A 25899-nucleotide genomic window follows, 5' to 3' on the forward strand; every position below is an offset into this window, starting at 1 on the left:
TCAACCCCGTAAAATGCCGCAGCCGTTGTATCACCGTCTTTCAGGGAAGAATCCAGGCCAGTGCGTTTTCAGGCTGCCTTTCTCCTTGGAAAACCCAGCAACGCTGATTTCCTCACCCAAGGAGCACCCTGTGAAGACACTGTCCAAAATCCTGCTGTCGGGCCTCACCGCCGCGGCGCTGTTGACCGTGGCCGGTTGTGCCACCGAGAGCAACCGCGCGATGCCGGTGGAGCAAGTCGCCAGCGCCCACCTGGCCTATTCCGGCGTGCGTGTGCCGATTGCCGTGGGTAAGTTCGATAACCGCTCCAGCTACATGCGCGGCATCTTCTCCGATGGCGTTGACCGTCTCGGCGGCCAGGCCAAGACCATCCTTATCACCCACTTGCAGCAGACCAACCGCTTCAGCGTGCTGGACCGCGACAACATGGGCGAGATCTCCCAGGAAGCCAAAATCAAAGGCACCGTGCAGAAGCTCAAGGGCGCTGACTATGTGGTGACTGGCGATGTGACCGAGTTCGGCCGCAAAGAGACCGGCGACCGCCAGCTGTTCGGCATCCTCGGCCGTGGCAAGACCCAAGTGGCCTACGCCAAAGTTGCGTTGAATATCGTCAACATCAATACCTCCGAAGTGGTGTATTCCACCCAGGGCGCCGGTGAGTACGCGCTGTCCAACCGTGAAGTGATCGGCTTCGGCGGCACCGCCAGCTATGACTCCACCCTCAATGGCAAGGTGCTGGACCTGGCCATGCGCGAAGCGATCAACCGCCTGGTCGACGGCATCAACGCTGGCGCCTGGAACCCGCGTAACTGATCAGCCACACCACAAGGAGCAGTACACGGATGAGCAAGGCAGTGAAGTTAGCGCTGACGCTGGCAGCAATCGCGACGGTAGCCGGGTGCCAAACGGCGCCCCAGCCCCTGTATCAATGGGAAAGCTACCAGCCGCAGGTTTACGAGTACTTCAAGGGCGAGCCCAAGGAAGCGCAGGTGGAAGCACTGGAGCGCGATCTGCAGAAGATCAACGCCAGTGGCCGCAAGGCGCCGCCAGGTTACCACGCGCACCTGGGCATGCTGTACATGAACATGGGCAAGGATGACCAGATGGTGCAGGAGTTTCGCACCGAGAAGGCGCTGTTCCCTGAGTCTGCTGCGTACATGGACTTTCTGTTGAAAAACGCCAAAGCCGGAGTCGCCACCAAATGAGCCTGTTAAAACTCACCGGCGCCTTGCTGGCCCTGGCGTTGCTCGGCGGTTGCGCCGCGCCCAAGACGGTTGATTATTCGGCGTACAAACAGGCGCGGCCCAAGTCGATCCTGGTATTGCCGCCGATCAACGAATCGCCGGAAGTGCAGGCGTCCTACAGCCTGGTGTCGCAAGTCACCTACCCGCTGGCCGAAGCCGGCTACTACGTGTTGCCGATTGCCCTGGTGGACGAAACCTTCCGCCAGAACGGCCTGACCACCGCCAACGATATCCAGGCCGTACAACCGGCCAAGCTGCATGACATCTTTGGCGCGGACGCGGCGCTTTACATCACCATCAGCGAGTACGGCACCCAGTACATGCTGATCTCCAGCGACACCTCGGTGACGGCCTCGGCCAAACTGGTGGACCTGCGCACCGGCACCACCCTGTGGACCGGTTCGGCGCGGGCGTCGAGCGAAGAAGGCAACAACAACGGTGGCGGCCTGGTGGGCATGTTGATCACGGCTGCGGTCAAGCAGGTGATCAACAGCTCTACCGATGCGGCGCATCCGATTGCCGGTATCACCAGCGCACGGTTGCTGTCGGCGGGGCAGCGCACCGGGATTTTGTACGGCCCGCGTAACCCGAAATACGGCACGGACTAAGAGAACACCGCCATACAACTGTGGGAGCTGGCTTGCCTGCGATAGCGGTGGGCCAGTGCTGGAAAGGCTGCCTGACACACCGCTATCGCAGGCAAGCCAGCTCACACATTGATCGAGGTGAATTTCGAGGGTTTAACCCGAACCCAACCTACCTCGCGTCTGACCTTGTGAACGGCTCATTCATTCACGAGGTTCAGCCCCATGTCCCGCCCTCTGCTTTACCTGCGTCCCGCTGCCCAAGGCTTCACCGTTACCCTGCTGGTGGCGCTGGCTGGGTGTGGGCTGTCATCGTCCCCCGAAGTCTCCAAACCGGTTGAACCGGCGCCTCTCGCCGAGCTGCACAGCGCGCCGATCCAGAATGCAGTGGTCAAACGCATGGCCATGCCGGCACCGATGGCGGTGCGTGAAATGGCGATGATGAATGACCGCAGCGAATCCCGAGAGCAATACGCCAACCTGCCCGACAACCCTGTGCACCGCGTTACCGAAACCCCCGTCTCCACCTTCAGCGTGGATGTCGACACCGGCAGCTACGCCAACGTAAGGCGCTTCCTCAACCAAGGCCGCCTGCCGCCCGAAGGCGCGGTTCGGTTGGAGGAAATGGTCAATTACTTTCCCTATGACTACGCACTGCCCACCGACGGCTCACCCTTTGGCGTCACCACCGAAGTGGCCGCCACATCGTGGAACCCGCGCACAAAACTGCTGCGCATTGGCATCAAGGCCTCCGATAAAACCGTGGCCGAACTGGCGCCCGCCAATCTGGTTTTCCTGGTGGACGTGTCCGGCTCCATGGACCGCCGCGAAGGCTTGCCGTTGGTCAAAAGCACGCTGAAGTTACTGGTGGATCAACTGCGTGATCAGGACCGTGTGTCACTGGTGGTCTATGCCGGTGAATCCCGCGTGGTGCTCAAGCCCACCTCGGGCAGTGAAAAAGCCAAGATCCGCAACGCCATCGACCAACTCACCGCCGGCGGCTCCACCGCAGGCGCGTCGGGCATCGAGTTGGCCTACCAGATGGCCCGCGAAGGCTTTATCGACCAGGGCATCAACCGCATCCTGCTGGCCACCGACGGCGACTTCAACGTGGGCATCAGCGACTTCGACAGCCTCAAGCAGATGGCCGTGGCCCAGCGCAAAAGCGGCGTATCGCTGACCACCCTCGGCTTTGGCGTGGACAACTACAACGAACACCTGATGGAACAACTGGCCGACGCGGGCGACGGTAACTACGCCTACATCGACAACCTGCGCGAAGCACGCAAGGTGCTGGTAGAGCAACTCAGTTCCACCCTGGCCGTGGTGGCGCGGGATGTGAAACTGCAGGTGGAATTCAACCCGGCCCAGGTCAGCGAGTACCGCCTGCTGGGCTATGAAAACCGCGCCCTGAAGCGTGAGGATTTCAACAACGACAAGGTTGATGCCGGTGAGATTGGCGCAGGGCACACAGTGACGGCGTTGTATGAAATCGTGCCCAAGGGCGAGAAGGGCTGGTTGGACCCTTTGCGCTATGCCGCTGCGCATGCGACCGAAGGCCAATCCGCAGAGCTTGCGATGCTACGGGTGCGCTACAAACCCGCTGCGGGCGGCAACAGCCAATTGATCGAACGCCCCATCGCCAACCAAACCACCCCGGCCAGCGACGACCTGCGCTTCTCGTCTGCCGTGGCCGCCTTCGCCCAACAGCTCAAGGGCGATGGCCGCTACACTGGCAGCATGAGCTTGCAAGACACCGCCAGATTGGCACGCTCGGCCCGCGGCGATGACCCGTTCGGGCTGCGCAACGAGTTCGTGCAACTGGTGGAGTTGGCCCAAAGCCTCAAACCCTGACCTCGCTCACAACCGAGATCAAATGTGGGAGGTGGCTTGCTGCTAAAGCTTTTTGTAGGAGCGAGCTTGCTCGCGAAAAACTCACAGGCACCGCGTTTATCCAGGAAGCACCCGTTATCGTTGACGTTCTTCGCGAGCAAGCTCGCTCCTACAGTAACCCTGCTTCGGCTGACCAAAAGGAGTTCGCCCATTACATGGCCGTTCCAGACGACTCACCCAGCGACGAATCGCTGCTGGCCCGCTACCGAACCGGTGACGCGGGCGCCTTCGAAACCTTGTACACGCGCCACCGCCAGGGCCTGTACCGCTTCCTCGTGTCCCTGTGCAACAAAGCCGAACTGGCCGAAGAAATCTACCAGGACACCTGGCTCAGCCTGATCCGCAGCACCACCCAGCCACAAGGCCGGGCGAGTTTTCGCACCTGGTTGTTCCAGATCGCCCGCAACCGCCTGATCGACCACTGGCGCAAGCACGGCATCCACAACCCCCTGCACGACAGCTACGATGAACAGCTCCACGCCCAGGCCGGTGACAGCGACGGCCCCGAGCAACAACTGACCCTCAGCCGCGACCAGGCGCGCCTCGACGCGGCCCTGCAAGCGTTGCCCGAAGACCAGCGCGAAGTGTTTCTGCTGCGCCTGCACGGCGAGCTCGAAGTACCGCAAATCGCCACCCTCACCGGCGCCCCGCTGGAAACCGTAAAAAGCCGCTTGCGCTACGCCCTGCAAAAATTGCGGCGCCTGCTGGCCGAGGAGGTACCCGTATGACTGACTCCCGACACACCCCGGACGACGCGCTGCTTCAGCACTACCGTCAACACAGCACGGGCGAACCGCCCGCGTCCCTCGACGCCTTCATCCTCAACGCCGCCCGCCGCGAAGCCCCGCAGCCGCAACCCAGCCTGTGGCAACGCTGGCTGCAAGCCTGCCAACGCCCGCGCTGGCAAATGGCATTTGCCACCGTCGCCGGGTTGGCACTGATGATCGGCGTGGTCATGCGCTCCCCCGTGCCGCCACCCGAAATCTCCACCGCGACATTCTCTGCGCCGCACCACGAAGAAGCCGCCCAGCCAGCGCCGCAAGCCTTCTCCGCCCCCGCGCCAATGGCCCGGATGGCGATGGCGCCACGCGTTGAAAGTGCTCCGGCTCAAGCCGAAAGCGCATTGGCGGATCAGCCAGCGCTGAAACTCAGCAAACGGGCGCTGCCTACGTTGGAAGCAGGTCTGCAGGAAATTGTGAACCTGCGCCGAGCGGGTGAAGCCAGGGCCGCGGATGAAAAACTGCTGGCGCTGTACCAACGCTTTCCCGAGGAGGACTTGCCGGCGCGGCTAGAGGCGTTGCAACAGCATTGAACCTGTCGCCACGAACCAGCCCCAGGCCTGTCGACCTGGGGCTTTTTATTACAACCCGCCGTAGGCCCGGGACCAGGCCACCGTGTCCGTGAGGGTCTGCTCCAGCACGCGAAAGCTCAACCCCAGTTCTTCTTCACTTTTACGGTGGTCAAAGCGGGTACGGTGCTCCTCGCGTATCAACAGCCGCAACGTCGCCATGCTCAGCAAGATGGGCTTGCCGGTCAGGTAGGCGTAGGCCTCTTGCACCGCTGCCAACAGGTACAGCGCGGGCAGCGGCAGTTGGCGCGAGGGTACCTTGACCCCGGCAATACGCCCCAGCACCGGCATCAGCTGGCGCATGGTCAAGTTGCGACCGGCCGCGAGATAACGCTCGCCCCGTCGCCCGCTTTGGGCGGCAGCAATGTGCGCCCAGGCCACATCGCGGGCATCGACCAGAGAAAAGGTGCCCGGAATCAGCCCCGGCAGCTTGCCGTTGATAACGTCCCGGACCAACTGCCCCGAAGACGTCGGCCCACGGTCACCCGGCCCCCACATCCAACCGGGCAAGACCATGCAAGCGTGCATCTGCGGATGGCTTTCAAGAAACCTCAACACCTCCCGCTCAGCCAGGATCTTGCTGCGGTAGTAGTCATCCGCATCGGCTTCGACCCGCAGGCACGTCTCGTCGATCGGCGTACCGGGGGCACCGTCGAGCACGGCAATCGACGAGGTGTGCACAAACCGTCGCACACCGGCGTCATAGGCCTGTTGCAGCAGGGCTCGGGTACCGACGACATTGATCTTCTCCAGTTCCTCCCAATGGCTGCCGCCCTTGTAGTTATCCCGAAAAAACGCCGCGCAGTGAAACACCGTATCGCAGCCTTGCAACGCCGCCGCGAAGGCATCCACATCCGCCATGTCCCCCACCACCTGCTCCACGCCCGGCACATCGCCGAACTGCTGCGCGCCCTTGGCCGCCGAGCGCACCAGCGCCTTCACCGCATAACCCCGTGCGACCAGCTCCCGTACCAGGTTATTGCCCAGCAAGCCGGTGGCACCGGTCACAAAGGTGCTGCGCAAGCGATTGGGGTTCGTGTTCATACAGGCCATTCCATTTGTTGAGAAGGCCAGTAGATATACCGGTCAGCCCGCGCCGTAAAAACAGCGCCTACGGCATAATGGCTTTGCACATCTGCACACCAGGGAAGCGCGGAGATATGGCATTGCAGGCAAATTGGGACGATCTTCGACTGCTGCTGGCAGTCTCACGGCGCGGCAGCTTTTTACAGGCAGGCCAGTTACTTGGCATTGCGGCGTCTACCGTCTCCCGCCGCCTCACCCAACTGGAAACCGCCCTGGGCGAACCACTGGTGGAACGCGGCGTGGAAGGCTGCCGGCTCACCTCCCGAGGCCAAGCCCTGGTAGACGTCGCCCTGGCAGCCGAATCCGGCCTGCGACGCCAGGCCCCCGCCGACGGCACGCCAGCAACCCTCAGCGGCACCGTGCTGGTGAGCGCCGGCGAAGGCTTTTCCGCCAGCGTGCTTGAGGCCGCCAGCCGCTTCACCTCCCAGCACCCAGGCTGTTCCGTAGAACTACAGGTCACCACCGACTTTCACAAAATCGTACGAGGCGTGGCCGACATCGCCATACGCACCGCACACCTGGGCGAACCTTCCCTGATCTACCGAGGGCTCGGCAAACTCGCTTACGGCGTATTCGCAACTGCTGAATACCTGCAACGGTTTCCTGCGCTAACGCCAGCTACCGCCGCCAGTATCGCCTTGCTGCCGCCGCTGGATCTGCTGCCGCAAATGCGCGCTGCGAAAGCTGCGGGGGTGGACCGTGCGCCGATCAGGGTGAGTTCGTTTGCGGTGCAGCTTGAATCGGTGAAGCGGGGGATGGGGGTGGCGGTGTTGCCGCGTATTTTGGCGACGGGGTTGAGTGAGGTTTTTCAGGAGATAGAACTGCCGGCAATGGAGGTTTATTTGGTTACGCGGCCGCAGGCGTTGAAGCAGGGGCATATTCAGGGGTTTTTTGGGGTGTTGGAGGGGGTGTTGCGCGGTGAAATTTCAAGCCTGGAAAAGCAGCATTCCGGGAATTCATCAAGGCCTTCGTAATACTCAACCCATCGGGATGTAGGCGCTTAGCCACTCGTAGCAACATCGAGTTGCGCGTGCAAGTGGCTCACAAAAAAGCCCCGGGTCTAAAGACCTCGGGTGTTTCATTCATATCTGGCTCCACACTTCTGCGGCGATGGTGCTGGCGTCCTTTGACATTTCCAACACACCAATGCGTTCTTGCCATTCCTCGAATTTGACAGGTAGAAAGGACGCATTTGTAATGCGCAGCGCAGCTTCGGTGATATACCTCTAAGGCATTAACTGCATCTCCGACAAACCGTATTCCCCCAACGAATACAGCAACGTCCCATACCCCAGCTGGACGTAGCCAACCCTGTCAGCACCATAATCCCCGCCACCACCTTCCACTTGGACGTTATTTGCCATGGCCTGCACATTCGGTGCGCTGAGGCCCTTTCGCACGGCGTAGTGGTTGTAGAGCAGTTCCCATATCGGACGGGTTTCGCCGCGATGATCGGCCGAGATGACGGTCTGTTTGAAGCTGCTGTTGGGGATGGGGGTAAACGGCACCTCCTGGCCAAGGTTGTACTTGGCCACATACTCGGCGCCCTGCAGCACGCGGTTGTTCTGGTAGCCGAACAGGTCGTTGCCCTGGCTCCAGGCCATTTGGCAGAAACTGCCGAGCAGGGCTATGTCGAGCATTGCGTGTGACTGATCACGTCCGCTTTCCTGGACTTGACCAAGGCCATCGCCGTAGAGCTTCCACACCGCGTGGGCGATGGCGCCGTTACCGGTGCCGTGCTTGAAGTAGTCGACGGCCTCGTTGTAGAGATCGCGGCGGTCGGTCAGTACGCCGATGGCCAGCATCGAGTTCATGTTGGCTAGGTCCCAGCTGGCCCCATGATGATCAGGCCGGGCGCCGTCGTGGTTCACCAGGAAGTCATGATTGATGGGGTAGAACACAGTGAGCATCATGCCTTGAAAACGCTGGAAATCTTCCGCCCGCCACTTTGGGTAGCTGCGCAGCAGTTCGGCCGCGTTGGCCAGTTGGTAGCCGTACAAGCCTGCCACCAAAGCTCTGCCGGGCTTGTCTTTGATCGCGGTGAGGGTCAAGGCCCACTGGTTCAAAATACTCACGGCCTTGTCGGCATACGCCGGGTTGTTGGAGATCTGCCAGCGCAGGGCCAGTGCATACGCGGCGGCTGCGTCGTTGAACAGAACACTGTCGTTATTCGGGCCGCCTGAAGTGGGGTACACCACCGGCATCGGGTTGGGCTGCCAGGCTAATGAGGCATGGGGGTTGGCGATCAGCTTCTGCCAGCCGGCCAGCCACGGCTGGTTATAGTTGGCCAGCTTCTCGCGTATCCGCGTGAAGTCCTCCCGGGTCTGGAGCAGGCCAGGATGCACGAACGCTTCGGTATGCAGGGTGGGGGAGGCTTGACTGCCGATACTCATCAATAGCGCATAGAGCAGCACGGCTCTTTTGGACAGGTACTTCAAACGGATCATCGTGTGTACGCCCTGATGGGGAGAACCTTGCGCGGTCTGAAAAGCCATTCGCACAGGACTGGAATCTGCCCCAGGGATAGTTCAGATGAAGCCTGCATACCCGGGGCTTGTTGTCAGAACGTGTAGTTGATTGCAAACAGGCCCAAGCCTGCGGTTTCGCGCCTTACCAGCGGGCTGTCGCTGGCCTGGTCAGCGTATTGAGTCAGCGTCAGGCTGGCCAGCGTTGACCAGTGCGCGTCGAAGGTGTGCTGCCAGTTCAAGGCAGCGGAGTAGGCATAGATCCCGGCGTCGGCGGTGTACTTGCTGTAGATCGAGCGTTGGCTCTGAGCCTGGGTGACGCCGAAGAACGTCTGGTTGTAGCGGCTATCGCCGGCATGGGCGTCGATGGCCAGGCTCAGGGTGTCGCGGTCTGTGTGCAACAAGATGCCTTCCAGGCCAAAGCGGTAACGGTTGCCTCGGTGCTCGCCGGCCATGCGCAGTTCGGCTTCGCCGTTGACCGACAGCCAGTCAAGCAGTTGTTGGCTGAGGGTAAAGTCGGCGACGGTTGCGCCGTTGATATCGCCCATACCTCTGAGCTCGTCGCCGCCCGGGCTGGTGATGCTGTCCTTCTCTTTGCGGCCCAGGTCGTAATTGATCGCTGCGCTGGCGCTAAAACCACTGTCGGATTGAAATTGCAGGCCCACGCCGCGAGTGGTGTCGGCGAACAACGCTCCGTGCTGGATGCTGAGCATCGGCAGTACGAGCGGACGGTAGCGGTCAGCACCCATGTAGCGAGGCGTGACACCCATGCCAAGGCCCAGGGTAACGGTGGTTTCTTCGGCTGTCGGGCTGGCGTCGGTCGCCTGAGCCTGGGGCGCGAGCGCGCAGCACAGCAGCGTGACGGCGCCCAACAGAACGTTGTGGGTAGGGGAGGTGGTGAAGTTCATGGTCAAGCCCTATGTGCAAAAGAAGACAGCAGTGCGCCCGCCGACGCGCGACACAACGCCTCCCTCTGATCGAGCTGTTCAGGCCCGTTGATAGGCTTGGACAGCGATGCAGTGGTCGGCATAGGATCGGCTCGCGAAAGCGGGCGTAGGGCAATACTGGCAGCGCACTTTCAATAAACCGTTCGTAAATTATCAAGGTTTCATCAAGAGGCTTCTTTGTGTCAGGAAAACGTATCCTCATCGTCGAAGACGACGCCGACAGCGCCAACATTCTCGAAGCCTACTTGCTCCGGGATGGCTATGAGGTGGCCCTGGCCGAAGACGGCCAGCGCGGTCTGGACCTGTACAAAAGCTGGCAGCCCGACCTGATCCTGCTCGACGTGATGCTTCCGCGCTTGAGCGGCACCGAGGTGTTATCCGCCGTGCGCCGTAGCAGTGACACGCCGGTCATCATGGTCACGGCCATGGGCGACGAACCGGAAAAACTCGGTGCCTTGCGTTATGGCGCGGACGACTATGTGGTCAAGCCTTACAGCCCGCGCGAAGTGGTGGCGCGGGTGCACGCGGTGTTGCGGCGCACCACCGGCAACCAACCGGTCGAACACCTGCTGCGCCATGAAAACCTGCGGGTGGATCTTGTTGCGTTTACCGCGGCCATTGAGCAGGGCGAAGCACCACCGCAATGGCTGGACCTGACCCCAACGGAATTTAAGCTGCTGGTGACGTTGCTCAAGACGCCGTCCAAGGCCTTCACTCGTGATGAGTTGCTGGAAATCTGCCTGCCGGAAAGCGAAGCTCTGGCCCGCGTCGTCGACACCCACGTGCACAACCTGCGCCGCAAGCTGGAAAACCACGGCATCACCGGCGTTCTGGTCACGGTGCGCTCCATTGGCTATCGATTCAGGTAACGCACATGCTTGAGCAACCGCGGGTCAACGACAAACCCATGTGGCGCTGGATCGGCCTGCGCATGAGCCTGCTGGCGATCGGCGCGGTGGTGGTGATCTCGGTGTGCATGTGGATCAACGTCACACTGTCGGACTGGTATTTTGTGCAGCATCTGCCGCCGGGGCCGCGTGAGGAGCTGCTGGCGTTGCGCGCCGAGCCAGAGCTCAATGAGGCACGCTTGCGTCAAGTGGTTGCCCAGTACTATCCGCTGGACTATTTCCAGCCGGCTATCGCCAATCGCGACTGGCTGATACTGATCGGCCTGGTGCTGGCCGCGATCCCTATCATCATTGGCTTCGGCCTGTGGTTTTCGCGGCCCTTGTCCAGCCAGTTCTCGGCAATTGCCCAGGGCGCCCGGCGAGTCGCCGGCGGTGATTTCCTGACTCGCCTGCCGGTGCACCGCGACGCGCCCGACGAGCTGCAACGGCTGGTCAGCGACTTCAACAGCATGACCACGCAACTGGAGCGCTATGAGCGCGATGTGCGTGAATCCAGCGCGGTCATTGCCCACGAACTGCGCACACCCTTGAACGCCGCCATGGGGCGCGTGCAGGGTATGCTCGATGAGGTATTCCCCAGCGATGCCATGCAGTTGGGCATGGTCAAGCGTCAGCTCGATCAACTCAGAAAGCTGGTGGATGATTTGCACCTGTTGTCGATGGCTCGTGCTGGCCGGCTGGTGCTGGAGCGCAGCGAGTTTTCTCTGGCAGCTCTGGTGGCGGAGCGGTTGGCGTGGTTCCAGCCGCAGTTGGATGAGGCTTGCGTGCTGACGCAGGTCAGTATTGCTGATGGGCTTCGTATGCATGCCGATCGTGATCGCCTGGGCCAGGTGATCAACATTCTGGTCGATAACTTGCTGCGTTATGCGGCCGGGGGAGGCGAGTTGAATGTAACGGCGCGCCGGGTTCACGGTTCGGTGGTGATTGAAGTCGGTGACCGAGGGCCAGGTATCGAAGCCCAGCATCTGGACAGCGTGTTCGACCGCTTCTGGCGTGCAGAGCGCTCCAGGGCACGTTACTCGGGGGGGAGCGGGCTAGGCTTGTCCATCGCCCGTGCGATCTGCCACGCCCATGGCGGTACCATTACTGCCCGCAATCTGGCCGAAGGCGGTACGCTGATCAGGGCGGAGGTTCCTGTGTAGGCGTTTTCTTCTTTGCTTGAGACCGGCGCTCAAGGCGGTGAAATCGTAATGATCGTAGAGCTGGAAAACTGCTTGGGAAAAAGGGAGGGGAAAAGGGGATTTATTTTCACCTCTACTATCCCGACGCGACTCAACACTCTCTCACCACCCACCAAACGCACAAAAAAGCCCCAGATCTCCCGACCTGAGGCTTTTTCATTTCATATCTGGTGCACCCGGCGGGATTCGAACCCACGACCCCTGCCTTCGGAGGGCAGTACTCTATCCAGCTGAGCTACGGATGCTTGTGCGGGCGACATCATACCCATGTCGACCTGATGCGTCCATTCCGGCATTTGCCCCGCCCCCTGTCGTCCATTTCCGACAAAAAATGGCTAATCGCCACCCTCATTCACAACTCCCCGCGCCGCACGTCCCTTTGTTTGCTTTGCTCTTGTGGCTTTACACCGCTTCCACGCCGCAATTCCTCAGGTGAACGCATGCATTCCAAAGGAACCGTGATGCTCGATCTCCCGCTCAGACAAACCCTGCTGGCTCGCTCCGATTTGTTTCGAGGTATGCCGGAGCATCTCTTGCGCTACGTTGCCACCCATATGGTGGAGCGCACGCTGGATGATCGTGAGCTGTTGTATTTCAAGGACGACACCCTCGAATTCATTGCGTTGGTGGTGGAGGGGCGGATTTATTCGGTGGTGCATGGGCCGGATGGGCGCGAGCAGATTATCGGCAGTACCGGGGCCGGGCAGGTGGTGGGGGAGACGGCGTTGATCAAGGATCATGGGCGCGAGTCTTCTACCTTTGCCAGCGGGCCCACGCGTTTGTTGCAGTTGGGTAGCCGGCATTTTGCTGTGTTGTTTGAGGAGCCGGTGTTTCTGCGGCGCCTGTTGATGCTGATGATGCTGAGGTTACTGCACGCCATCGAGTTGCTGGAGTTGGTGTGCCTGCATCGGCTGGAGTCGCGGTTGGCGCGGTTTCTGTTGGCCAATCTGGGTGAGATCGACCTGGCGTTGGCCTTGCCCAGTGTGTCGTTGCCCGCAAGCCAAGGGGTGTTGGCGTCGATGCTGAATACCAGCCGGCCCAAGCTGAATGTACAGCTGCAAGTGTGGCGGCGCAGTGGGGTGATCAGCGGCGATCTGGAGCGCATGGTGATCAACGATGTTGAGCAGTTACGGCGCAAGGCTTTTGCGCTGAATTAGTTGTGGCGGTGTTCCCCAGGTAACAGCGTACCCCCGTCGAGCCCTCGCAGACTGGCCCTTCATCAAGGATGCACAGGAGTGCTGGCGATGGGGATGACTGTTCAGTTCAAGGATCAATGGGCCGCCGATGACCGTTTGTTCGAAGCGAGTTGGCGCGCTGTGCACGGCGAGCTCAGGCGCCGGGCGTTGCGGCGGGCCAAGGGCAATCTGGATCAGGGCCAGGAGTGGTTGTCGGCCACGGCGATCAAGGCCCTGCTGTTTTTTCGGCGTTCGCCGGAGCGCATTCGCGACCCTCAGGGGTTTCTGTTTCTGGTGCTCGATCATGTGTTTCTCGACAGCCTGCGGCGCAGCAAGCGCGAGGGGCGGCTGTTCGATGATTCGGTGGACCTTGAGCACGATCACCTGGCCGCGCTCGCCGCGCCCTGCGCTTCGGTGCTGGAGCGGGTGGAATGTTATGAGCGCCTGGAGCAGATCGAGGCGCATGTTGCACGGTTACCGCTGTTGCAGCAGCGCTTGTTCGAGATGCGTTTTGTCGACGACCTGCCTTACCCGCAAATTGCCGCCGAGCTGCACGTGAAGCTGCCGCTGGTGCGCAAGCGTGTGCAACTGCTGCGCAGTGCCTTGCGCTGAAGGTGATTCACACATGTTGGCGTGGGGCGTTCTAGTGGTATGAGCGCAGCACGCCGCCGCTATCCACACCCAAACCTGGGTGAATGCCATCAAGGAGAGATGTATGACAGAGGTCAACAGCCAGATCACCGACGCGGTCACTCAAACCAACGTCAAGGTGGTGGCCGAGGCGCCAGCCCAGGCCATCGCGTCCCTGTACCAGGTGGCCAGCAGCGCGGCGGGCCTGTCGTTGCAGAACGCGGTCAACAGCCAGCAGGCGATGAATCAGATTTCCAACGCGGTGATCTCCAAGGCCGTGGCGCTGATCATGCAGATTGGCGAGAAGGGCTGAGCCCTCGGGAGATTGATTATGTCGTGGTTCAGCAGAAAGAAACCCGCCGCCTCCCAAGCAACGCCCGCCGCCGACCCACCTGCGTCGGCGCCCGCCGCACCGGCCTCGCGCTCGATCATGGCGCGCATGAACGAGCACCTGCTCAACCAGGTGAGCACGCCGTCATCCGACAGCACGGCGGCGCTCAATAGCCAGATCGTGCAGGCGGTGCAGTTCACCAACGCGCAGAACTTTGCCTATGCGCCGGCGCAGATCGCGGTGCCGGCCGACATGATGATCAGCCAGGCGGCCGGGCTGGTGGCGCAAGCGGCGGCGGGGTACTTCGATGGGGTCAGCAAGATCGCCCTGGCGGCCCAGGCCGTGCTGCTCCAGCAAATGACCGAGAACATCGTCAAGGACAACCTGCCGGCCGCTGCCGAAGACGCCTTGGGCGCCTTGGCCACCGACCTGCTGGTAGGCGCCGCTGCCGCCGTGGCTGCCGCTGCCGGTGCGATGGAAGCCGAAGCCGCCAGCGTGGCCATCGACAAGATCGACCAGAGCATCGCCAAGTACGCCGACACCTTGGCCAACCGGGCCGCGCCAGCGGCCTGAACCGAGCACAGCGCTTCGGCGTTCTGCTGGGGCGGTGCAACAGCAACTTGAAAGCAACTTTTCTTGAGTGAGGAGCGACATCATGGACGTTGGAGATCTTATTTTTTCGGTGAAGCAAGAAGATGACAGTACGACGCGGGCTTTCATCAAAGCCGGTCAGTTGGTCAAAGCCAAGGTGTTCTCACAGGACACGACGTATCTGAATGTGGTCCACCCGGCAATTGCGGTGAGCAAGACCATGGTGATCGAAAGCGTCGGCACTGGCCTGGCGTTGACTGACGTGAGCCTGGAAAAACCCCCTCGCACCGCCATGGTGTTTTCCTGCCGTGACACTGAGCTGGGGTTTGCGGCGGCGCTGGCGGCCAAGCAGTTTTATTTCGACAAGCTCGGCGATGAAATCGACGGCAGTTATAGCGCGTGGAACGCGATGCTTTCTGCATTCAAGAACTGGAAGGCCAACGACACCCTGCAGGCTCGGATCAATGAGTCGATAGCGATAGGCAGCGGTTCCTTTTGCTCACAATTCGCGGCCAACGCTTATGAGGTCGGCAACCTCTACAACGCGGCCAATCTGGTTCCGCCACCGCCGGCCATCTTCAATCGGCAACCCTCAGCGATGACACCGGCAGAGCTCGCGACGTTCTGTGCTGCGTCGCCGCGTTTTTTCTTTGCCGGTTTCTGGGAAGACGGCAGAGAGGTGCGGCTTTAGCGGCCCTTTTGCAGGCGACGTAAAACCCAAGGAGATCGACATGGCACCCCCTTCCACACCCTCGGTCCTGTCTGCCGATGACCGCCAGCGGCTCGAAGCGATGCTGCGCAACCCGCAGATCTTCGCCGGAACGCCCCAGGCCACCGTCGACGAAACCCTCAAGCGCGCTACCGAAGTGCTTGCGCAATCGAAGGCCAACGAACAAGCGCTCAAGACCGCTGCCCTGCAACGTGAAGCGGCGCTGCGCCAGGTGTTGGACGGCGCAGCTCCCGACCAGGATGCGCAACGCAAGGAAGTGCAGGCACTGATCCAGGGGTTGATCGCCCAGATTGAAGCGGCGCTGGGCCCCACTGCAAAACCTTGACCCTGCGTTTCACAGCGCCTGTTCCGCAACGTTCATTGATGAACACGGAATGCACCGTGTACTAAATAAGGAAATTGATCATGCCATTAGTCAACGAGCAAATTACCGACGCGGTCACCCAGACCAACGTCAAAGTGGTGGCCGAATCGCCTGCGATGGCGATGAGCACTATCTATCAATCCATGGCGCAGGCCACGGCGATTCTGTTCCAGAACGCGGTGTCGGCCCAGCAGCAGCAAAACACCCTGGCCCAGGCGGCCACCAACCAGGGCGTGATGCAGATCTACAGCGTCGATACCACCGCAGGTGCGGCGGCCACCGAGAAAGTCGCCCAGGGCGGCGTGTCGGATAACCTCACCAGCCTGTTGACCGTGCTCAAGTCTTTCCAGCCTTAAGCACTGAGCAATAACGGATGTTGTTCTTTCTCAACCCAGGAGTTTCAACCATGAGTACAGTCAGCCCGCAAATCACCGATGCCGTCACCCAGACCAACGTCAAGGTCGTTGCCGAATCACCCGCGATGGCCATGAGCACCATCTATCAATCCATGGGCCAGGCCACGGCGATCCTGTTCCAGAACTCGGTCTCGGCCCAACAGCAACAAAACACCCTGGCCCAGGCGGCCACCAACCAGGGCGTGATGCAGATCTACAGCGTCGACACCACCGCTGGCGCCGCCGCCACCGAAAAAGTCGCCCAGGGCGGCGTGGCCGACAACTTGACCAGCCTGTTGGCCGTGCTCAAGTCGTTCCAACCTTAAGCTGCAGAGCCCCCAGCAGCCCCGGCGCCCACCAGGCTCCGGGGCTGTTGTCGTGTGTGCGTTTGATCCGAAAGATGAACCGGATGCGCCATATTCGTTCTTTTTTTCGAACATCCTATTGCCCTGTACCCCCATTGATCCTAGGATTCGTTTGAGATTTCAAACGCTCTGTCTCCCGTGCGCTCTTTCATTTCTTCTGCGCGCTGGGGCTGATTTCCCTGACGGCAGCCCACAAGGCGCCTTTCAACAACTCTAATTCGCTCCGCGTGCGCGCGGTGCTGTTAAGGAAAGCCGACATGCAGCTTAAAGACACCCAGTTGTTCCGCCAGCAAGCCTTTATCGATGGCGCTTGGGTCGATGCGGACAATGGTCAAACCATCAAGGTCAACAACCCGGCCACGGGCGAGATTCTCGGCACCGTGCCGAAGATGGGCGCCGCGGAAACCCGCCGCGCCATCGAAGCAGCCGACAAGGCCCTGCCAGCCTGGCGTGCGCTCACCGCCAAGGAGCGCGCCAACAAGCTGCGCCGCTGGTTCGAACTGCTTATCGAAAACCAGGACGACCTCGGCCGCCTGATGACCCTCGAACAAGGCAAGCCGCTGGCCGAGGCCAAGGGCGAAATCGTCTACGCCGCTTCTTTTATCGAGTGGTTCGCTGAAGAAGCCAAGCGCATCTATGGCGACGTGATCCCCGGCCACCAGCCCGACAAGCGCCTGATCGTGATCAAGCAGCCCATCGGCGTGACCGCAGCCATCACCCCGTGGAACTTCCCGGCGGCGATGATCACCCGCAAAGCCGGCCCGGCCCTGGCTGCCGGTTGCACCATGGTGATCAAGCCGGCCTCGCAAACCCCGTTCTCGGCCCTCGCCCTGGTTGAGCTGGCGCACCGCGCCGGTATCCCCAAAGGCGTGCTCAGCGTAGTCACCGGCAGTGCTGGCGACATCGGCGGCGAGCTGACCAGCAACCCCATTGTGCGTAAATTGTCCTTCACCGGCTCGACCGAAATTGGTCGCCAGCTGATGGCCGAATGCGCCAAGGACATCAAGAAAGTCTCCCTGGAGCTGGGCGGTAACGCACCGTTCATCGTGTTCGACGACGCTGACCTGGATAAGGCCGTCGAAGGCGCGATCATCTCCAAGTACCGCAACAACGGCCAGACCTGCGTCTGCGCCAACCGCCTGTACATCCAGGATTCGGTGTACGAAGCCTTCGCTGAAAAGCTCAAGGTGGCGGTGACCAAATTGAAGATCGGTAACGGTCTGGAAGACGGCACCACCACCGGCCCGCTGATCGACGAAAAAGCCGTGGCCAAGGTGCAGGAACATATCGCTGATGCCCTGAGCAAAGGCGCCAAGTTGTTGGCCGGTGGCAAGGTGATGGAAGGCAACTTTTTCGAACCGACCATCCTGGTCGACGTGCCGAAAAACGCCGCCGTGGCCAAGGAAGAAACCTTCGGCCCGCTGGCGCCACTGTTCCGCTTCAAAGACGAAGCCGAAGTGATCGCCATGTCCAACGACACCGAGTTCGGCCTGGCCTCCTACTTCTATGCCCGCGACCTGGGCCGAGTGTTCCGCGTGGCTGAAGCCCTGGAATACGGCATGGTCGGCGTCAACACCGGGTTGATCTCCAACGAAGTGGCGCCGTTCGGCGGCATCAAGGCCTCGGGCCTGGGCCGTGAAGGCTCCAAGTACGGGATCGAGGACTACCTGGAAATCAAATACCTCTGCCTGGGTATCTAAGGCACGGGATTGCAGTAAACGCAGAGGGCACGAGAGCGCTGCCCCTTTGCGTGTTTCACATGGTTATTCGCAGTGGCCGGGAAAGCTGTGGCAGTCGATCATCGCATGCTGCCGTAGTTGCCTCCCCGCCACCTATCCTTGAGCCACGCCGCCCGATGAGCGGCGAATGAGGACTTTATGAGCAAGACCAACGCATCCCTGATGAAACGCCGCGAAGCCGCTGTACCGCGCGGTGTTGGCCAGATTCACCCGATCTTCGCCGACTCCGCGAAGAACGCCACCGTGACCGACGTTGAAGGTCGCGAGTTCATCGACTTCGCCGGCGGTATCGCCGTGCTGAACACCGGCCACGTGCACCCGAAAATCATCGCGGCCGTGACCGAGCAACTCAACAAGCTGACCCACACCTGCTTCCAGGTATTGGCCTACGAGCCCTACGTAGAAGTGTGCGAAAAAGTCGCCGCCAAGGTGCCGGGTGATTTCGCCAAGAAAACCCTGCTGGTCACCACCGGTTCCGAAGCGGTGGAGAACGCCGTGAAGATCGCCCGCGCCGCCACGGGCCGTGCCGGTGTGATCGCCTTCACCGGCGCCTACCACGGCCGCACCATGATGACCCTGGGCCTCACCGGTAAGGTCGTGCCTTACTCGGCCGGCATGGGCTTGATGCCGGGCGGCGTGTTCCGTGCGCTGTACCCGAACGAACTGCACGGTGTGAGCGTCGACGACTCCATCGCCAGCATCGAGCGCATCTTCAAGAACGACGCCGAGCCGCGTGATATCGCCGCCATCATCATCGAGCCGGTGCAGGGCGAGGGCGGTTTCTACGTCGCGCCAAAAGCCTTCATGAAGCGCCTGCGCGAACTGTGCGACAAGCACGGCATCCTGTTGATCGCCGACGAAGTGCAAACCGGTGCCGGCCGTACCGGTACCTTCTTCGCCATGGAACAGATGGGCGTTGCCGCCGACCTGACCACCTTCGCCAAATCCATCGCAGGCGGCTTCCCGCTGGCCGGTGTGTGCGGCAAGGCCGAGTACATGGACGCCATCGCCCCAGGCGGCCTGGGTGGCACCTATGCCGGTAGCCCGATTGCCTGCGCAGCAGCCCTGGCCGTGATGGAAGTGTTCGAAGAAGAGCACCTGCTGGACCGCTGCAAGGCCGTGGGCGAGCGCCTGGTGACTGGCCTCAAGGCCATCCAGGCCAAGTACCCGGTGATCGGCGAAGTGCGTGCCCTGGGCGCGATGATCGCGGTCGAGCTGTTTGAAGACGGCGACACCCACAAGCCAAACGCTGCCGCCGTTGCCTCCGTGGTAGCCAAGGCACGTGACAAGGGCCTGATCCTGCTGTCCTGCGGTACCTACGGCAACGTATTGCGCGTACTGGTGCCCCTGACCTCGCCGGACGAGCAGTTGGACAAAGGCCTGGCGATCATCGAAGAGTGTTTCTCCGAACTCTGACCAACCTTAGTCACTGTGGCGAGGGAGCTTGCTCCCGCTGGGGCGCGAAGCGGCCCCGCTCTTTGATTTGGGACTGCTGCGCAGTCCAGCGGGAGCAAGCTCCCTCGCCACAGGTTACAGCCCGTACAAAAAAACCGCTTCGGCGGTTTTTTTGTGCCTGCTTCATTGTACGCACGCGCCTGCATTGTCTAAGGTGCAAGCATTGCCGATGGAGCGTGCTGGATGACTGCTGTTGATTTACCCGCTGTACCTCGAGTGTTAATCGCCGAAGCAGACCCTTGGTCGCGGGACCTGCTCAAGCAAGTGCTGTTGAATGTGCGCTGTGACGCACGGCTGGATGTGTGCGCCGATGGGCAGCACGCCGCCACGCTGTTGGGCGAAAAAACCTATGACCTGATCCTGGCGGATTGGGAGTTGCCGGGCGTGGATGGCCTGAGCCTGCTGCGCAGCGTGCGCCAGAAGCGCCGTTCGCTGCCGTTTATCTTGCTGAGCAGTCGCAACGACAGCGCCAGCGTGCGCGAAGCCTTGCCCCTGGCGCCCACCGCCTACCTGACCCGCCCACTGAACATGGAAAGCCTGACCCAGCGCTTGCAAGACCTGCTGCTCAATGAAGGCGAAAGCGTGTACTGCGAAATTCCACCCCTGGCGCCAGGCATGACTTTGCCAGCTTTCCTGGAGCGGCGCCGGGAGGTCTGCGATGGGGCGCCGTTGCGTGTGGATGTGAAAACCGCCGTGCAACGCAGCCTGGGGCCCGAAGGCCTGGACCTCAAGCAGTTGGAAGACCAGGTGCACAGCGACCCGCAAATCACCGCCGTATTGATCGCCGCCGCCAACAGCGCCGGCTACCACGGCACGCCAGTGCAGACCCTGTCAGAGGCCCTGCATAAGTTGGTGCCCGGCCAGAGCATGAACCTCATCCTGGGCCTGGCGCTCAAGCACAACGTGGTGTTGGGCGACCCTGGGCTGGTGGCCTACGCCGAGCGGCACTGGCAATTGTCCCAGGACAGCGCCGACTACGCCCGGCGCCTGGCGCGCATGCTGGAGCTCGACCACCAGCGCTGCTACAGCGCCTGCATCCTGCATCGCTTGGGCGACCTGGCCTTGTTGCGCTGCCTGGAAGACTGGCGCCAGGGCGGCGGCGCCCTGGATGATGAAGCCATCGGCGAATCCCTCGACGCCTTTGGCGCCGCCTACGGTTCGGCGTTGCGCACGCGTTGGCGCTTGCCGCTGGAGTTGCGGCAGTTGATCGCAGGGATCTATTCACTGGAAGGCGGGGTGTATTCGCGCGAAGCCCTGGTGGTGAACCTGGCGGTGCAAATGGCGCGGCTGACCGAGCACGAAGGGCTTGAAGAACTAGCCGCCAGCAAGACCGCGCGGCTGCTCAAGGTCGGCTTGTCGGAACTGACCCGAGTGCGCAAAACCTGAAACACACACCGAACGCATGTAGGAGCGAGCTTGCTCGCGAAAAACGTCAACGATGACGCGGGCTTCCTGGATAAACGCGGCGCCTGTGAGTTTTTCGCGAGCAAGCTCGCTCCTACAAAAAGGCATAAATGCCAAGCGGTGTTACCCGGCGATAACACGGTTCTTGCCTTGGCGTTTTGCCTCGTACATTGCCGCATCCGCCCGAGCAAACAGGCTGTCGAGGGTGGAGTCGTCTTCGCGCAGGCCGGCCAGGCCCTGGCTGACGGTCACATTGAATTCATGCCCATCGTAGCTGAACACCAACGCCTGGATTTCCTTGCCCAACCGCTCGGCCACCTGCAGGGCCATCTCCGGTGGGCAACCCGGCAGGACGGCGGCGAATTCTTCGCCGCCAATGCGCCCGAACAGGTCGCCACGGCGCAATACCCCGCGACCGCTCTCAGCGATGCGCCGCAGCACCTGGTCGCCCTCCAGGTGGCCGTAGGTGTCGTTGATGTCTTTGAAATCATCGATGTCCAGCAACAGGAACGCCAGCGGGGTGCCCTGCACGCAGGCGTTGTCGAAGGCCTGGTTGGCGAGTTCGAAGAAGTGTCGGCGGTTGCTGCTTTGGGTCAGTACGTCGGTGGTGGCGAGGCGATGGAGTTCCAGCTCAAGTTGCTTCTTTTCGGTGATGTCTTCGGCGATGCCCACCACGATCAGCGCTTCACCGGGCACAACCTGCTGGTTGATGTAGCACTTGTCACTCAACCAGCGGATCTGACCGTCAGCGGTGATGATGCGGTACTCGCGGTCCTCCACGGCGCCCTGTTCCAGCACACGGGCCAGGCTGTGTTCGGCGTAGTCGAGGTCTTCGGGGTGGACGCTGTTGCGCCATTCACGGTGGTCGGCCAGCAGCAGGCCGGCGGAGCGGCCAAACAGGCGCTCGTACGCCGGGCTCACATACAGCACACGGCGTGTTTCCCAATCGATGGCCCACAGCACGGCGTTCACGCTGACCAGCAGGGAACTGAGCAGTTGCTCACGCTCACTCAGCCGCTCGACTTCACCTTGAGCATGCATAAGCGCCAACAGGGTCGCCGCCGCGGCCGGGCGCGGCGGCTCTGCGGTGGGCACATCGGGCAGGCTGGGCTTTTCGTGAACCATCGGTACAACTCTCTCTGGGCGCGCCGCAGGGTGCAAAAGCGGTCACTACAAGGGGTCACCATGATGGCGAAGTGTTCTTTGAGAGAGGGGAATTGCGGTGAAGTTCCGTGATCAGCATGCATTGTCGGTGCCCGGAAAATGGCGCCAAAAAGCCAGTGCGTGGGAGGGCGAACCCTCCCACGGCGCCCTCACGCCGCTGTAGGACGCAACGAGTAAGTCTTCAACTGGTGGGCAAAATCGCGCAGGGATTGGATGCCACTGGCCTCGGCTTCATGCACCCATTCCTTGATCGCAGCCAGCATGTCGTGGCCGTTGGAACTGGTCTTGAGCCAGATCTGCTGCAGCGCCAGGCGCTTCTCGTAGATCACCGTGAGGGCATGGCTGTGTTCCAGCATGCTCTGGATGCGCAAGTGGTGGCGGTCTTCCAGCAAGCTGGTTTCCCGCGACAGCAGGCGCTTGGCGCGGTGGAACTGGTGGCGCACCGAATGATCGACCTTCTCCAGCTCCTGCTTGACCAGCGGGCCAATCACCAACTTGCGGTATTGGGCCATGATCTGGAAGCGGTTGTTGAGGATCGCCATGGCGGTGTCCATGTCCAGGCTGCCCTTGCCTTCGACGCGGTGGGCGATGGGGGCCACGCGCTGCACCTTGGCCAGGCGCAGGAAGCTGAACACTTTTATCCAGGCCCAACCCAGGTCGAACTCCCACTTCTTCACCGACAGCTTGGCGGAGTTGGGGTAAGTGTGGTGGTTGTTGTGCAGCTCTTCGCCGCCGACGATGATGCCCCACGGCACCAGGTTGGTGGCGGCGTCACGGCATTCGAAGTTGCGATAGCCCACGGCATGCCCCAGGCCATTGATCACGCCTGCGGCCCAGAACGGAATCCACATCATCTGGATCGCCCAGATGGTGATACCGATGGTGCCGAACAGCAGCAGGTCGATTACGCCCATGAGCGCCACGCCCAGCAGCGGGTAGCGCGTGTAAAGCTTGCGTTCGATCCAGTCGTCCGGGCAGTTTTTGCCGTAGATACGCAGGGTCTCGGGGTTTTCCGCCTCGGCGCGGTACAGCTCGGCACCTTTGCGCAGCACGGTGGACAAGCCCTTGATCACCGGGCTGTGCGGGTCATCGACGGTTTCGCACTTGGCGTGGTGCTTGCGGTGGATGGCGGTCCATTCGCGGGTGTTCTGCGCCGTGGTCAGCCACAGCCAGAAGCGGAAGAAGTGTTTAAGGCCGGCATTGAGCTCGAGCGAGCGATGGGCCGAATAACGGTGCAGATAGACAGTGACCCCAATAATGGTCACGTGGGTCATCAACAGCGTGACTGCCACCAGTTGCCAGGCGGACAGATCAAGAAAACCGTTGTACCACATAGGCTGTATGGCCCTCAGATAAAGAAAAAAACAGCACCCGCATTATCACTTCCTTTGCAGATAAAACCAGTCACCGTTTCAGATAAGACTTACAAAGTGTTTCCTACTCTATAATCCTGATCCTTTGTAGGGCGATTCTGGTTATTTAGTAAGGATTACTAAGCATATGCTGTTTTCATACCGAGGTGCCCTACGTGCGGGGTTGGTGTACCTGCTGGTTTCCATCCTTTGGCTCCAGCTCAGCCATTACCTATTAATCAACTTTATCGATGAACCCCTGGAGCTGGGACGTTGGCTGCAAGCGCGCGGTTATGTGTGGGTCAGCCTCAGCGCCTTGGTCATCTACTGGATAGGCCGGCGTTTTGCCCGTGCCCATGCGTTGCAACAACCCCTGAAAGAGAACCGCGAGCGCCTGCGCCAGGCCGCTGCGGTGTTCGATTGCACCCGCGAAGGGGTGCTGGTCACCGATACCCAAGGGCTGATCGTGCACGTTAACCGCGCTTTCATGGAGATCACCGGCTACCAGTGCGAAGACGTCATGGGCCAACGGCCAAGCCTGTTCAAGTCCGGACGCCACTCGGCGCATTTCTACCAGCAAATGTTCCAGGCCCTGGAAAGCACCGGCGAATGGAGCGGCGAAATCTGGAACCGCCGTAAAAGCGGCGAGGTTTACCCCCAGTGGCAAACCATACGGGTGATTCACGATGACCAGGGCCAGGTCAGCCACTACGTGGCGGTGTTTTCGGACATCAGCGCCATGAAGAACTCTGAGCACGAATTGGCGCACCTGGCCCATCACGACCCGCTCACCGACCTGCCCAACCGCCTGCTGTTCACCGATCGCGCCGAGCAGGCCCTGGCTTCCGCGCAGGTGCATAAGCGTGGCTGCGCTCTGCTGTTGATGGACCTGGACCACTTCAAGATCATCAACGACAGCCTCGGCCATAACGTTGGCGATCAGTTGCTCAAACTGGTGGCCGAACGCCTGAGCGGCCTGTTTGGGCCGGGGGTTACCCTGGCGCGCCTGGGGGGCGACGAATTTGCCGTGCTGGCAGAAAGCTGCCCGCAGGTGGTGCAAGCGGCGGCCTTGGCGCAGCGCATGCTCAACGCCATGAAGGATCCGTTCATTTTTGACGGCAACCAGCTGTTTATCAGCGCCAGTATCGGTATCAGCCTGTTCCCCAGTGACGCCCTGAGCGCCGAGCAACTGCTGCGCAACGCCGATTCCGCGTTGTTCAAGGCCAAGAGCGCCGGGCGCGAAGGCTACGCGTTGTACACCGAAGAACTGACCGCCCACGCCCAGCATCGGGTGGAAATCGCTGGCGAGCTGCGTCGCGCCCTCGACCAACATGAGCTGCGCGTCTATTACCAGCCGGTGCACGACCTGCATGATAGCCGTTTGGTCGGCGTTGAAGCACTGGTGCGCTGGCAGCACCCGGAGCGCGGCCTGGTACCCCCGGGCGAGTTCATCCCCATCGCCGAACGCACCGGGCTGATTGCCGAGATCGATGCGTGGGTGATGGACCAGGCCTGCCGCCAAATGTGCCAGTGGCTGGCCGACGGCGTGCCGCTGAGCTTTATCGCAATCAATGTCTCCAGCCGCCTGTTTGCCCGGCGCGAGCTGTATGAGCAAGTGGCCCAAGTGCTGCACACCACTGGGCTGGATCCGGCCTTCCTGGAGCTGGAGGTCACCGAGAGCGCAGTGATGGACGACCCGGAAGTCGCACTGGAGCAACTGCACCGCCTGCGCGAACTGGGCCTGCGCCTGGCGATCGACGACTTTGGCACCGGCTATTCCTCGTTGTTGCGCCTCAAACGCCTGCCGGTGCAGAAGCTCAAGATCGACCAGGGCTTTGTGGCGGGCTTGCCGTGGGACGAAGACGACGCCGCGATTGTGCGCGTGGTGATCGCCCTGGCCAAAAGCATGGGCATGCAGGTGCACGCCGAAGGGATCGAGCAGGTGGAACAGGCGCGGTTCCTGCTGGATCAGGAATGCGACATGGGCCAGGGGTACTGGTTTGGACGGCCCATGCCGGCCCAGGAGATTGATTGGACGCGGGCACCTCTGATCCGCCAGGACTGACTCGGTAAATGTGGGAGCCGGGCCTGCCCGCGAAGGCGGTGTGTCAGTCACTGCATGTGTTACTGCACCACCGCTTTCGCAGGCAAGCCAGCTCCCACAGGGGGCTGCGGCGCCTGTGCGTGGGAGTTTTTTCTGTGGAAACCCTCGCAACCCCATGCCCTATCAGAAAATTCTTTCTGGTTATATAAACATTCTTAAATAGTATTTTTAAGAATATCCGCGCTTATCTACTATCGCCCTCACGCCGCAAGCAGTGCCGCCACTGCCAGGCACTACTCATTTTCAGGAGCGAGACCATGAGCGCATCTCTACGTAGCGTTGACGGCCAGGACGAAGCAGCCATTTTGCGTGAAATCCAGAGCGCCCTGCGCGACCTGCGGTTTGGCGCGGTGGAAATCACCGTACACAACGCCCAAGTGGTACAGATCGAACGCAAGGAAAAATTCCGTCTGCAGAACCCCGGTAACAAACCGAGCTGAGCAAGA

The 25899-nt window shown here is 61.2% G+C and carries 27 protein-coding genes and 1 tRNA gene; 22 read left to right on the forward strand and 6 right to left on the reverse strand.

Annotation, left to right across the window (positions count from 1 at the left end; genetic code table 11):
* Positions 1 to 130 precede the first annotated feature (130 nt).
* The 6 genes from BT204_RS03665 to BT204_RS03690 all read left to right on the forward strand — a co-directional run bounded on the left by BT204_RS03665 (position 131) and on the right by BT204_RS03690 (position 5031).
* Complete coding sequence (locus tag BT204_RS03665; RefSeq protein ID WP_054920387.1) at positions 131 to 811, forward strand: CsgG/HfaB family protein; 681 nt, start codon at positions 131 to 133, stop codon at positions 809 to 811.
* A gap of 29 nt (positions 812 to 840) precedes the next feature.
* Entirely contained in the window at positions 841 to 1203 is a 363-nt protein-coding gene (locus BT204_RS03670; protein WP_005783622.1) for a DUF4810 domain-containing protein, read from the forward strand.
* Positions 1200 to 1850: a DUF799 domain-containing protein gene (locus tag BT204_RS03675; protein WP_005783625.1), complete on the forward strand. Its 651-nt coding sequence runs from the start codon at positions 1200 to 1202 to the stop codon at positions 1848 to 1850. The genes BT204_RS03670 and BT204_RS03675 overlap by 4 nt, the downstream gene beginning before the upstream one ends.
* A 201-nt stretch (positions 1851 to 2051) precedes the next feature.
* The gene (locus BT204_RS03680) at positions 2052 to 3680 is read left to right on the forward strand and encodes a vWA domain-containing protein (protein ID WP_072445733.1); all 1629 of its coding nucleotides are present in this window, start codon (positions 2052 to 2054) and stop codon (positions 3678 to 3680) included.
* 194 nt (positions 3681 to 3874) lie between these two features.
* The gene (locus tag BT204_RS03685; protein WP_072445734.1) at positions 3875 to 4447 is read left to right on the forward strand and encodes an RNA polymerase sigma factor; all 573 of its coding nucleotides are present in this window, start codon (positions 3875 to 3877) and stop codon (positions 4445 to 4447) included.
* A complete protein-coding gene (locus BT204_RS03690; RefSeq protein ID WP_072445735.1) occupies positions 4444 to 5031 on the forward strand; it encodes a hypothetical protein in 588 nt (195 codons plus the stop codon). The genes BT204_RS03685 and BT204_RS03690 overlap by 4 nt, the downstream gene beginning before the upstream one ends.
* Before the next feature lie 48 nt (positions 5032 to 5079).
* Here BT204_RS03690 and BT204_RS03695 read toward each other — a convergent pair whose 3' ends face one another.
* A complete protein-coding gene (locus BT204_RS03695) occupies positions 5080 to 6111 on the reverse strand; it encodes an SDR family oxidoreductase (protein WP_054896829.1) in 1032 nt (343 codons plus the stop codon).
* A gap of 116 nt (positions 6112 to 6227) precedes the next feature.
* Between BT204_RS03695 and BT204_RS03700 the strand changes: the two genes are divergently transcribed.
* On the forward strand, positions 6228 to 7127 hold the full coding sequence (locus tag BT204_RS03700; RefSeq protein WP_054896828.1) for a LysR family transcriptional regulator: 900 nt from the start codon (positions 6228 to 6230) through the stop codon (positions 7125 to 7127).
* Positions 7128 to 7379: 252 nt separating this feature from the next.
* On the opposite strand, the gene BT204_RS03705 is transcribed toward BT204_RS03700, so the two are convergent.
* Together BT204_RS03705 and BT204_RS03710 are read right to left on the reverse strand one after the other, a co-directional pair.
* The gene (locus BT204_RS03705; RefSeq protein ID WP_054896827.1) at positions 7380 to 8600 is read right to left on the reverse strand and encodes an alginate lyase family protein; all 1221 of its coding nucleotides are present in this window, start codon (positions 8598 to 8600) and stop codon (positions 7380 to 7382) included.
* Between the two features lie 113 nt (positions 8601 to 8713).
* Positions 8714 to 9526: a MipA/OmpV family protein gene (locus BT204_RS03710; protein ID WP_054896826.1), complete on the reverse strand. Its 813-nt coding sequence runs from the start codon at positions 9524 to 9526 to the stop codon at positions 8714 to 8716.
* A 218-nt stretch (positions 9527 to 9744) separates the two neighbouring features.
* Between BT204_RS03710 and BT204_RS03715 the strand changes: the two genes are divergently transcribed.
* Both BT204_RS03715 and BT204_RS03720 read left to right on the forward strand, forming a co-directional pair.
* Entirely contained in the window at positions 9745 to 10434 is a 690-nt protein-coding gene (locus BT204_RS03715; protein ID WP_003187519.1) for a response regulator, read from the forward strand.
* 5 nt (positions 10435 to 10439) lie between these two features.
* Positions 10440 to 11615 (forward strand): sensor histidine kinase, encoded by a 1176-nt coding sequence (locus BT204_RS03720; protein ID WP_072434685.1) that lies wholly within the window; start codon positions 10440 to 10442, stop codon positions 11613 to 11615.
* Between the two features lie 207 nt (positions 11616 to 11822).
* Here BT204_RS03720 and BT204_RS03725 read toward each other — a convergent pair.
* A tRNA-Arg gene (locus BT204_RS03725) sits at positions 11823 to 11899 on the reverse strand.
* A 195-nt stretch (positions 11900 to 12094) separates the two neighbouring features.
* On the opposite strand from BT204_RS03725, the gene BT204_RS03730 reads away from it, so the two are divergent.
* The 11 genes from BT204_RS03730 to BT204_RS03780 all read left to right on the forward strand — a co-directional run bounded on the left by BT204_RS03730 (position 12095) and on the right by BT204_RS03780 (position 20815).
* Complete coding sequence (locus tag BT204_RS03730) at positions 12095 to 12811, forward strand: Crp/Fnr family transcriptional regulator (RefSeq protein WP_158068757.1); 717 nt, start codon at positions 12095 to 12097, stop codon at positions 12809 to 12811.
* Positions 12812 to 12898: 87 nt separating this feature from the next.
* A complete protein-coding gene (locus BT204_RS03735) occupies positions 12899 to 13441 on the forward strand; it encodes an RNA polymerase sigma factor (protein WP_175550956.1) in 543 nt (180 codons plus the stop codon).
* Between the two features lie 103 nt (positions 13442 to 13544).
* Positions 13545 to 13772: a RebB family R body protein gene (locus BT204_RS03740; RefSeq protein ID WP_003187543.1), complete on the forward strand. Its 228-nt coding sequence runs from the start codon at positions 13545 to 13547 to the stop codon at positions 13770 to 13772.
* 18 nt (positions 13773 to 13790) lie between these two features.
* Entirely contained in the window at positions 13791 to 14363 is a 573-nt protein-coding gene (locus BT204_RS03745) for a hypothetical protein (RefSeq protein ID WP_057978429.1), read from the forward strand.
* Positions 14364 to 14445: 82 nt separating this feature from the next.
* On the forward strand, positions 14446 to 15072 hold the full coding sequence (locus tag BT204_RS03750) for a hypothetical protein (RefSeq protein ID WP_034125445.1): 627 nt from the start codon (positions 14446 to 14448) through the stop codon (positions 15070 to 15072).
* A gap of 40 nt (positions 15073 to 15112) precedes the next feature.
* A complete protein-coding gene (locus BT204_RS03755) occupies positions 15113 to 15436 on the forward strand; it encodes a hypothetical protein (protein WP_057978433.1) in 324 nt (107 codons plus the stop codon).
* Between the two features lie 80 nt (positions 15437 to 15516).
* Positions 15517 to 15831: a RebB family R body protein gene (locus tag BT204_RS03760; RefSeq protein ID WP_003187550.1), complete on the forward strand. Its 315-nt coding sequence runs from the start codon at positions 15517 to 15519 to the stop codon at positions 15829 to 15831.
* A gap of 50 nt (positions 15832 to 15881) precedes the next feature.
* On the forward strand, positions 15882 to 16196 hold the full coding sequence (locus tag BT204_RS03765; protein WP_003187551.1) for a RebB family R body protein: 315 nt from the start codon (positions 15882 to 15884) through the stop codon (positions 16194 to 16196).
* 296 nt (positions 16197 to 16492) lie between these two features.
* Positions 16493 to 17935: an NADP-dependent succinate-semialdehyde dehydrogenase gene (gene gabD / locus BT204_RS03770; protein ID WP_057978435.1), complete on the forward strand. Its 1443-nt coding sequence runs from the start codon at positions 16493 to 16495 to the stop codon at positions 17933 to 17935.
* Positions 17936 to 18112: 177 nt separating this feature from the next.
* On the forward strand, positions 18113 to 19390 hold the full coding sequence (gabT, locus tag BT204_RS03775) for a 4-aminobutyrate--2-oxoglutarate transaminase (RefSeq protein WP_014716416.1): 1278 nt from the start codon (positions 18113 to 18115) through the stop codon (positions 19388 to 19390).
* 222 nt (positions 19391 to 19612) lie between these two features.
* The gene (locus tag BT204_RS03780; protein ID WP_072445738.1) at positions 19613 to 20815 is read left to right on the forward strand and encodes an HDOD domain-containing protein; all 1203 of its coding nucleotides are present in this window, start codon (positions 19613 to 19615) and stop codon (positions 20813 to 20815) included.
* A gap of 141 nt (positions 20816 to 20956) precedes the next feature.
* Here BT204_RS03780 and BT204_RS03785 read toward each other — a convergent pair whose 3' ends face one another.
* On the reverse strand, positions 20957 to 21958 hold the full coding sequence (locus BT204_RS03785; RefSeq protein ID WP_072445739.1) for a GGDEF domain-containing protein: 1002 nt from the start codon (positions 21956 to 21958) through the stop codon (positions 20957 to 20959).
* Between the two features lie 188 nt (positions 21959 to 22146).
* Positions 22147 to 23331 (reverse strand): delta-9 fatty acid desaturase DesA, encoded by a 1185-nt coding sequence (gene desA / locus BT204_RS03790; protein WP_032894197.1) that lies wholly within the window; start codon positions 23329 to 23331, stop codon positions 22147 to 22149.
* Between the two features lie 166 nt (positions 23332 to 23497).
* Here desA and dibA point away from each other — a divergent pair, with 166 nt between their 5' ends.
* Together dibA and oscA are read left to right on the forward strand one after the other, a co-directional pair.
* On the forward strand, positions 23498 to 25414 hold the full coding sequence (gene dibA / locus BT204_RS03795; RefSeq protein ID WP_072445740.1) for a phosphodiesterase DibA: 1917 nt from the start codon (positions 23498 to 23500) through the stop codon (positions 25412 to 25414).
* Positions 25415 to 25710: 296 nt separating this feature from the next.
* Entirely contained in the window at positions 25711 to 25893 is a 183-nt protein-coding gene (oscA, locus tag BT204_RS03800; RefSeq protein WP_003170956.1) for a sulfur starvation response protein OscA, read from the forward strand.
* Positions 25894 to 25899 lie beyond the last annotated feature (6 nt).

The sequence above is a fragment of the Pseudomonas sp. NFPP02 genome (assembly GCF_900119355.1).
Lineage (GTDB): Bacteria > Pseudomonadota > Gammaproteobacteria > Pseudomonadales > Pseudomonadaceae > Aquipseudomonas > Aquipseudomonas paracarnis.

Coding starts and splice junctions, on each gene's coding strand:
- BT204_RS03670 (WP_005783622.1), top strand. CDS start 841: ATGAGCAAGGCAGTGAAGTTAGCGCTGACGCTGGCAGCAATCGCGACG.
- BT204_RS03675 (WP_005783625.1), top strand. CDS start 1,200: ATGAGCCTGTTAAAACTCACCGGCGCCTTGCTGGCCCTGGCGTTGCTC.
- BT204_RS03680 (WP_072445733.1), top strand. CDS start 2,052: ATGTCCCGCCCTCTGCTTTACCTGCGTCCCGCTGCCCAAGGCTTCACC.
- BT204_RS03685 (WP_072445734.1), top strand. CDS start 3,875: ATGGCCGTTCCAGACGACTCACCCAGCGACGAATCGCTGCTGGCCCGC.
- BT204_RS03690 (WP_072445735.1), top strand. CDS start 4,444: ATGACTGACTCCCGACACACCCCGGACGACGCGCTGCTTCAGCACTAC.
- BT204_RS03695 (WP_054896829.1), bottom strand. CDS start 6,111: ATGAACACGAACCCCAATCGCTTGCGCAGCACCTTTGTGACCGGTGCC.
- BT204_RS03700 (WP_054896828.1), top strand. CDS start 6,228: ATGGCATTGCAGGCAAATTGGGACGATCTTCGACTGCTGCTGGCAGTC.
- BT204_RS03705 (WP_054896827.1), bottom strand. CDS start 8,600: ATGATCCGTTTGAAGTACCTGTCCAAAAGAGCCGTGCTGCTCTATGCG.
- BT204_RS03710 (WP_054896826.1), bottom strand. CDS start 9,526: ATGAACTTCACCACCTCCCCTACCCACAACGTTCTGTTGGGCGCCGTC.
- BT204_RS03720 (WP_072434685.1), top strand. CDS start 10,440: ATGCTTGAGCAACCGCGGGTCAACGACAAACCCATGTGGCGCTGGATC.
- BT204_RS03730 (WP_158068757.1), top strand. CDS start 12,095: ATGCATTCCAAAGGAACCGTGATGCTCGATCTCCCGCTCAGACAAACC.
- BT204_RS03735 (WP_175550956.1), top strand. CDS start 12,899: ATGGGGATGACTGTTCAGTTCAAGGATCAATGGGCCGCCGATGACCGT.
- BT204_RS03740 (WP_003187543.1), top strand. CDS start 13,545: ATGACAGAGGTCAACAGCCAGATCACCGACGCGGTCACTCAAACCAAC.
- BT204_RS03745 (WP_057978429.1), top strand. CDS start 13,791: ATGTCGTGGTTCAGCAGAAAGAAACCCGCCGCCTCCCAAGCAACGCCC.
- BT204_RS03750 (WP_034125445.1), top strand. CDS start 14,446: ATGGACGTTGGAGATCTTATTTTTTCGGTGAAGCAAGAAGATGACAGT.
- BT204_RS03755 (WP_057978433.1), top strand. CDS start 15,113: ATGGCACCCCCTTCCACACCCTCGGTCCTGTCTGCCGATGACCGCCAG.
- BT204_RS03760 (WP_003187550.1), top strand. CDS start 15,517: ATGCCATTAGTCAACGAGCAAATTACCGACGCGGTCACCCAGACCAAC.
- BT204_RS03765 (WP_003187551.1), top strand. CDS start 15,882: ATGAGTACAGTCAGCCCGCAAATCACCGATGCCGTCACCCAGACCAAC.
- gabD (WP_057978435.1), top strand. CDS start 16,493: ATGCAGCTTAAAGACACCCAGTTGTTCCGCCAGCAAGCCTTTATCGAT.
- gabT (WP_014716416.1), top strand. CDS start 18,113: ATGAGCAAGACCAACGCATCCCTGATGAAACGCCGCGAAGCCGCTGTA.
- BT204_RS03780 (WP_072445738.1), top strand. CDS start 19,613: ATGACTGCTGTTGATTTACCCGCTGTACCTCGAGTGTTAATCGCCGAA.
- BT204_RS03785 (WP_072445739.1), bottom strand. CDS start 21,958: ATGGTTCACGAAAAGCCCAGCCTGCCCGATGTGCCCACCGCAGAGCCG.
- desA (WP_032894197.1), bottom strand. CDS start 23,331: ATGTGGTACAACGGTTTTCTTGATCTGTCCGCCTGGCAACTGGTGGCA.
- dibA (WP_072445740.1), top strand. CDS start 23,498: ATGCTGTTTTCATACCGAGGTGCCCTACGTGCGGGGTTGGTGTACCTG.
- oscA (WP_003170956.1), top strand. CDS start 25,711: ATGAGCGCATCTCTACGTAGCGTTGACGGCCAGGACGAAGCAGCCATT.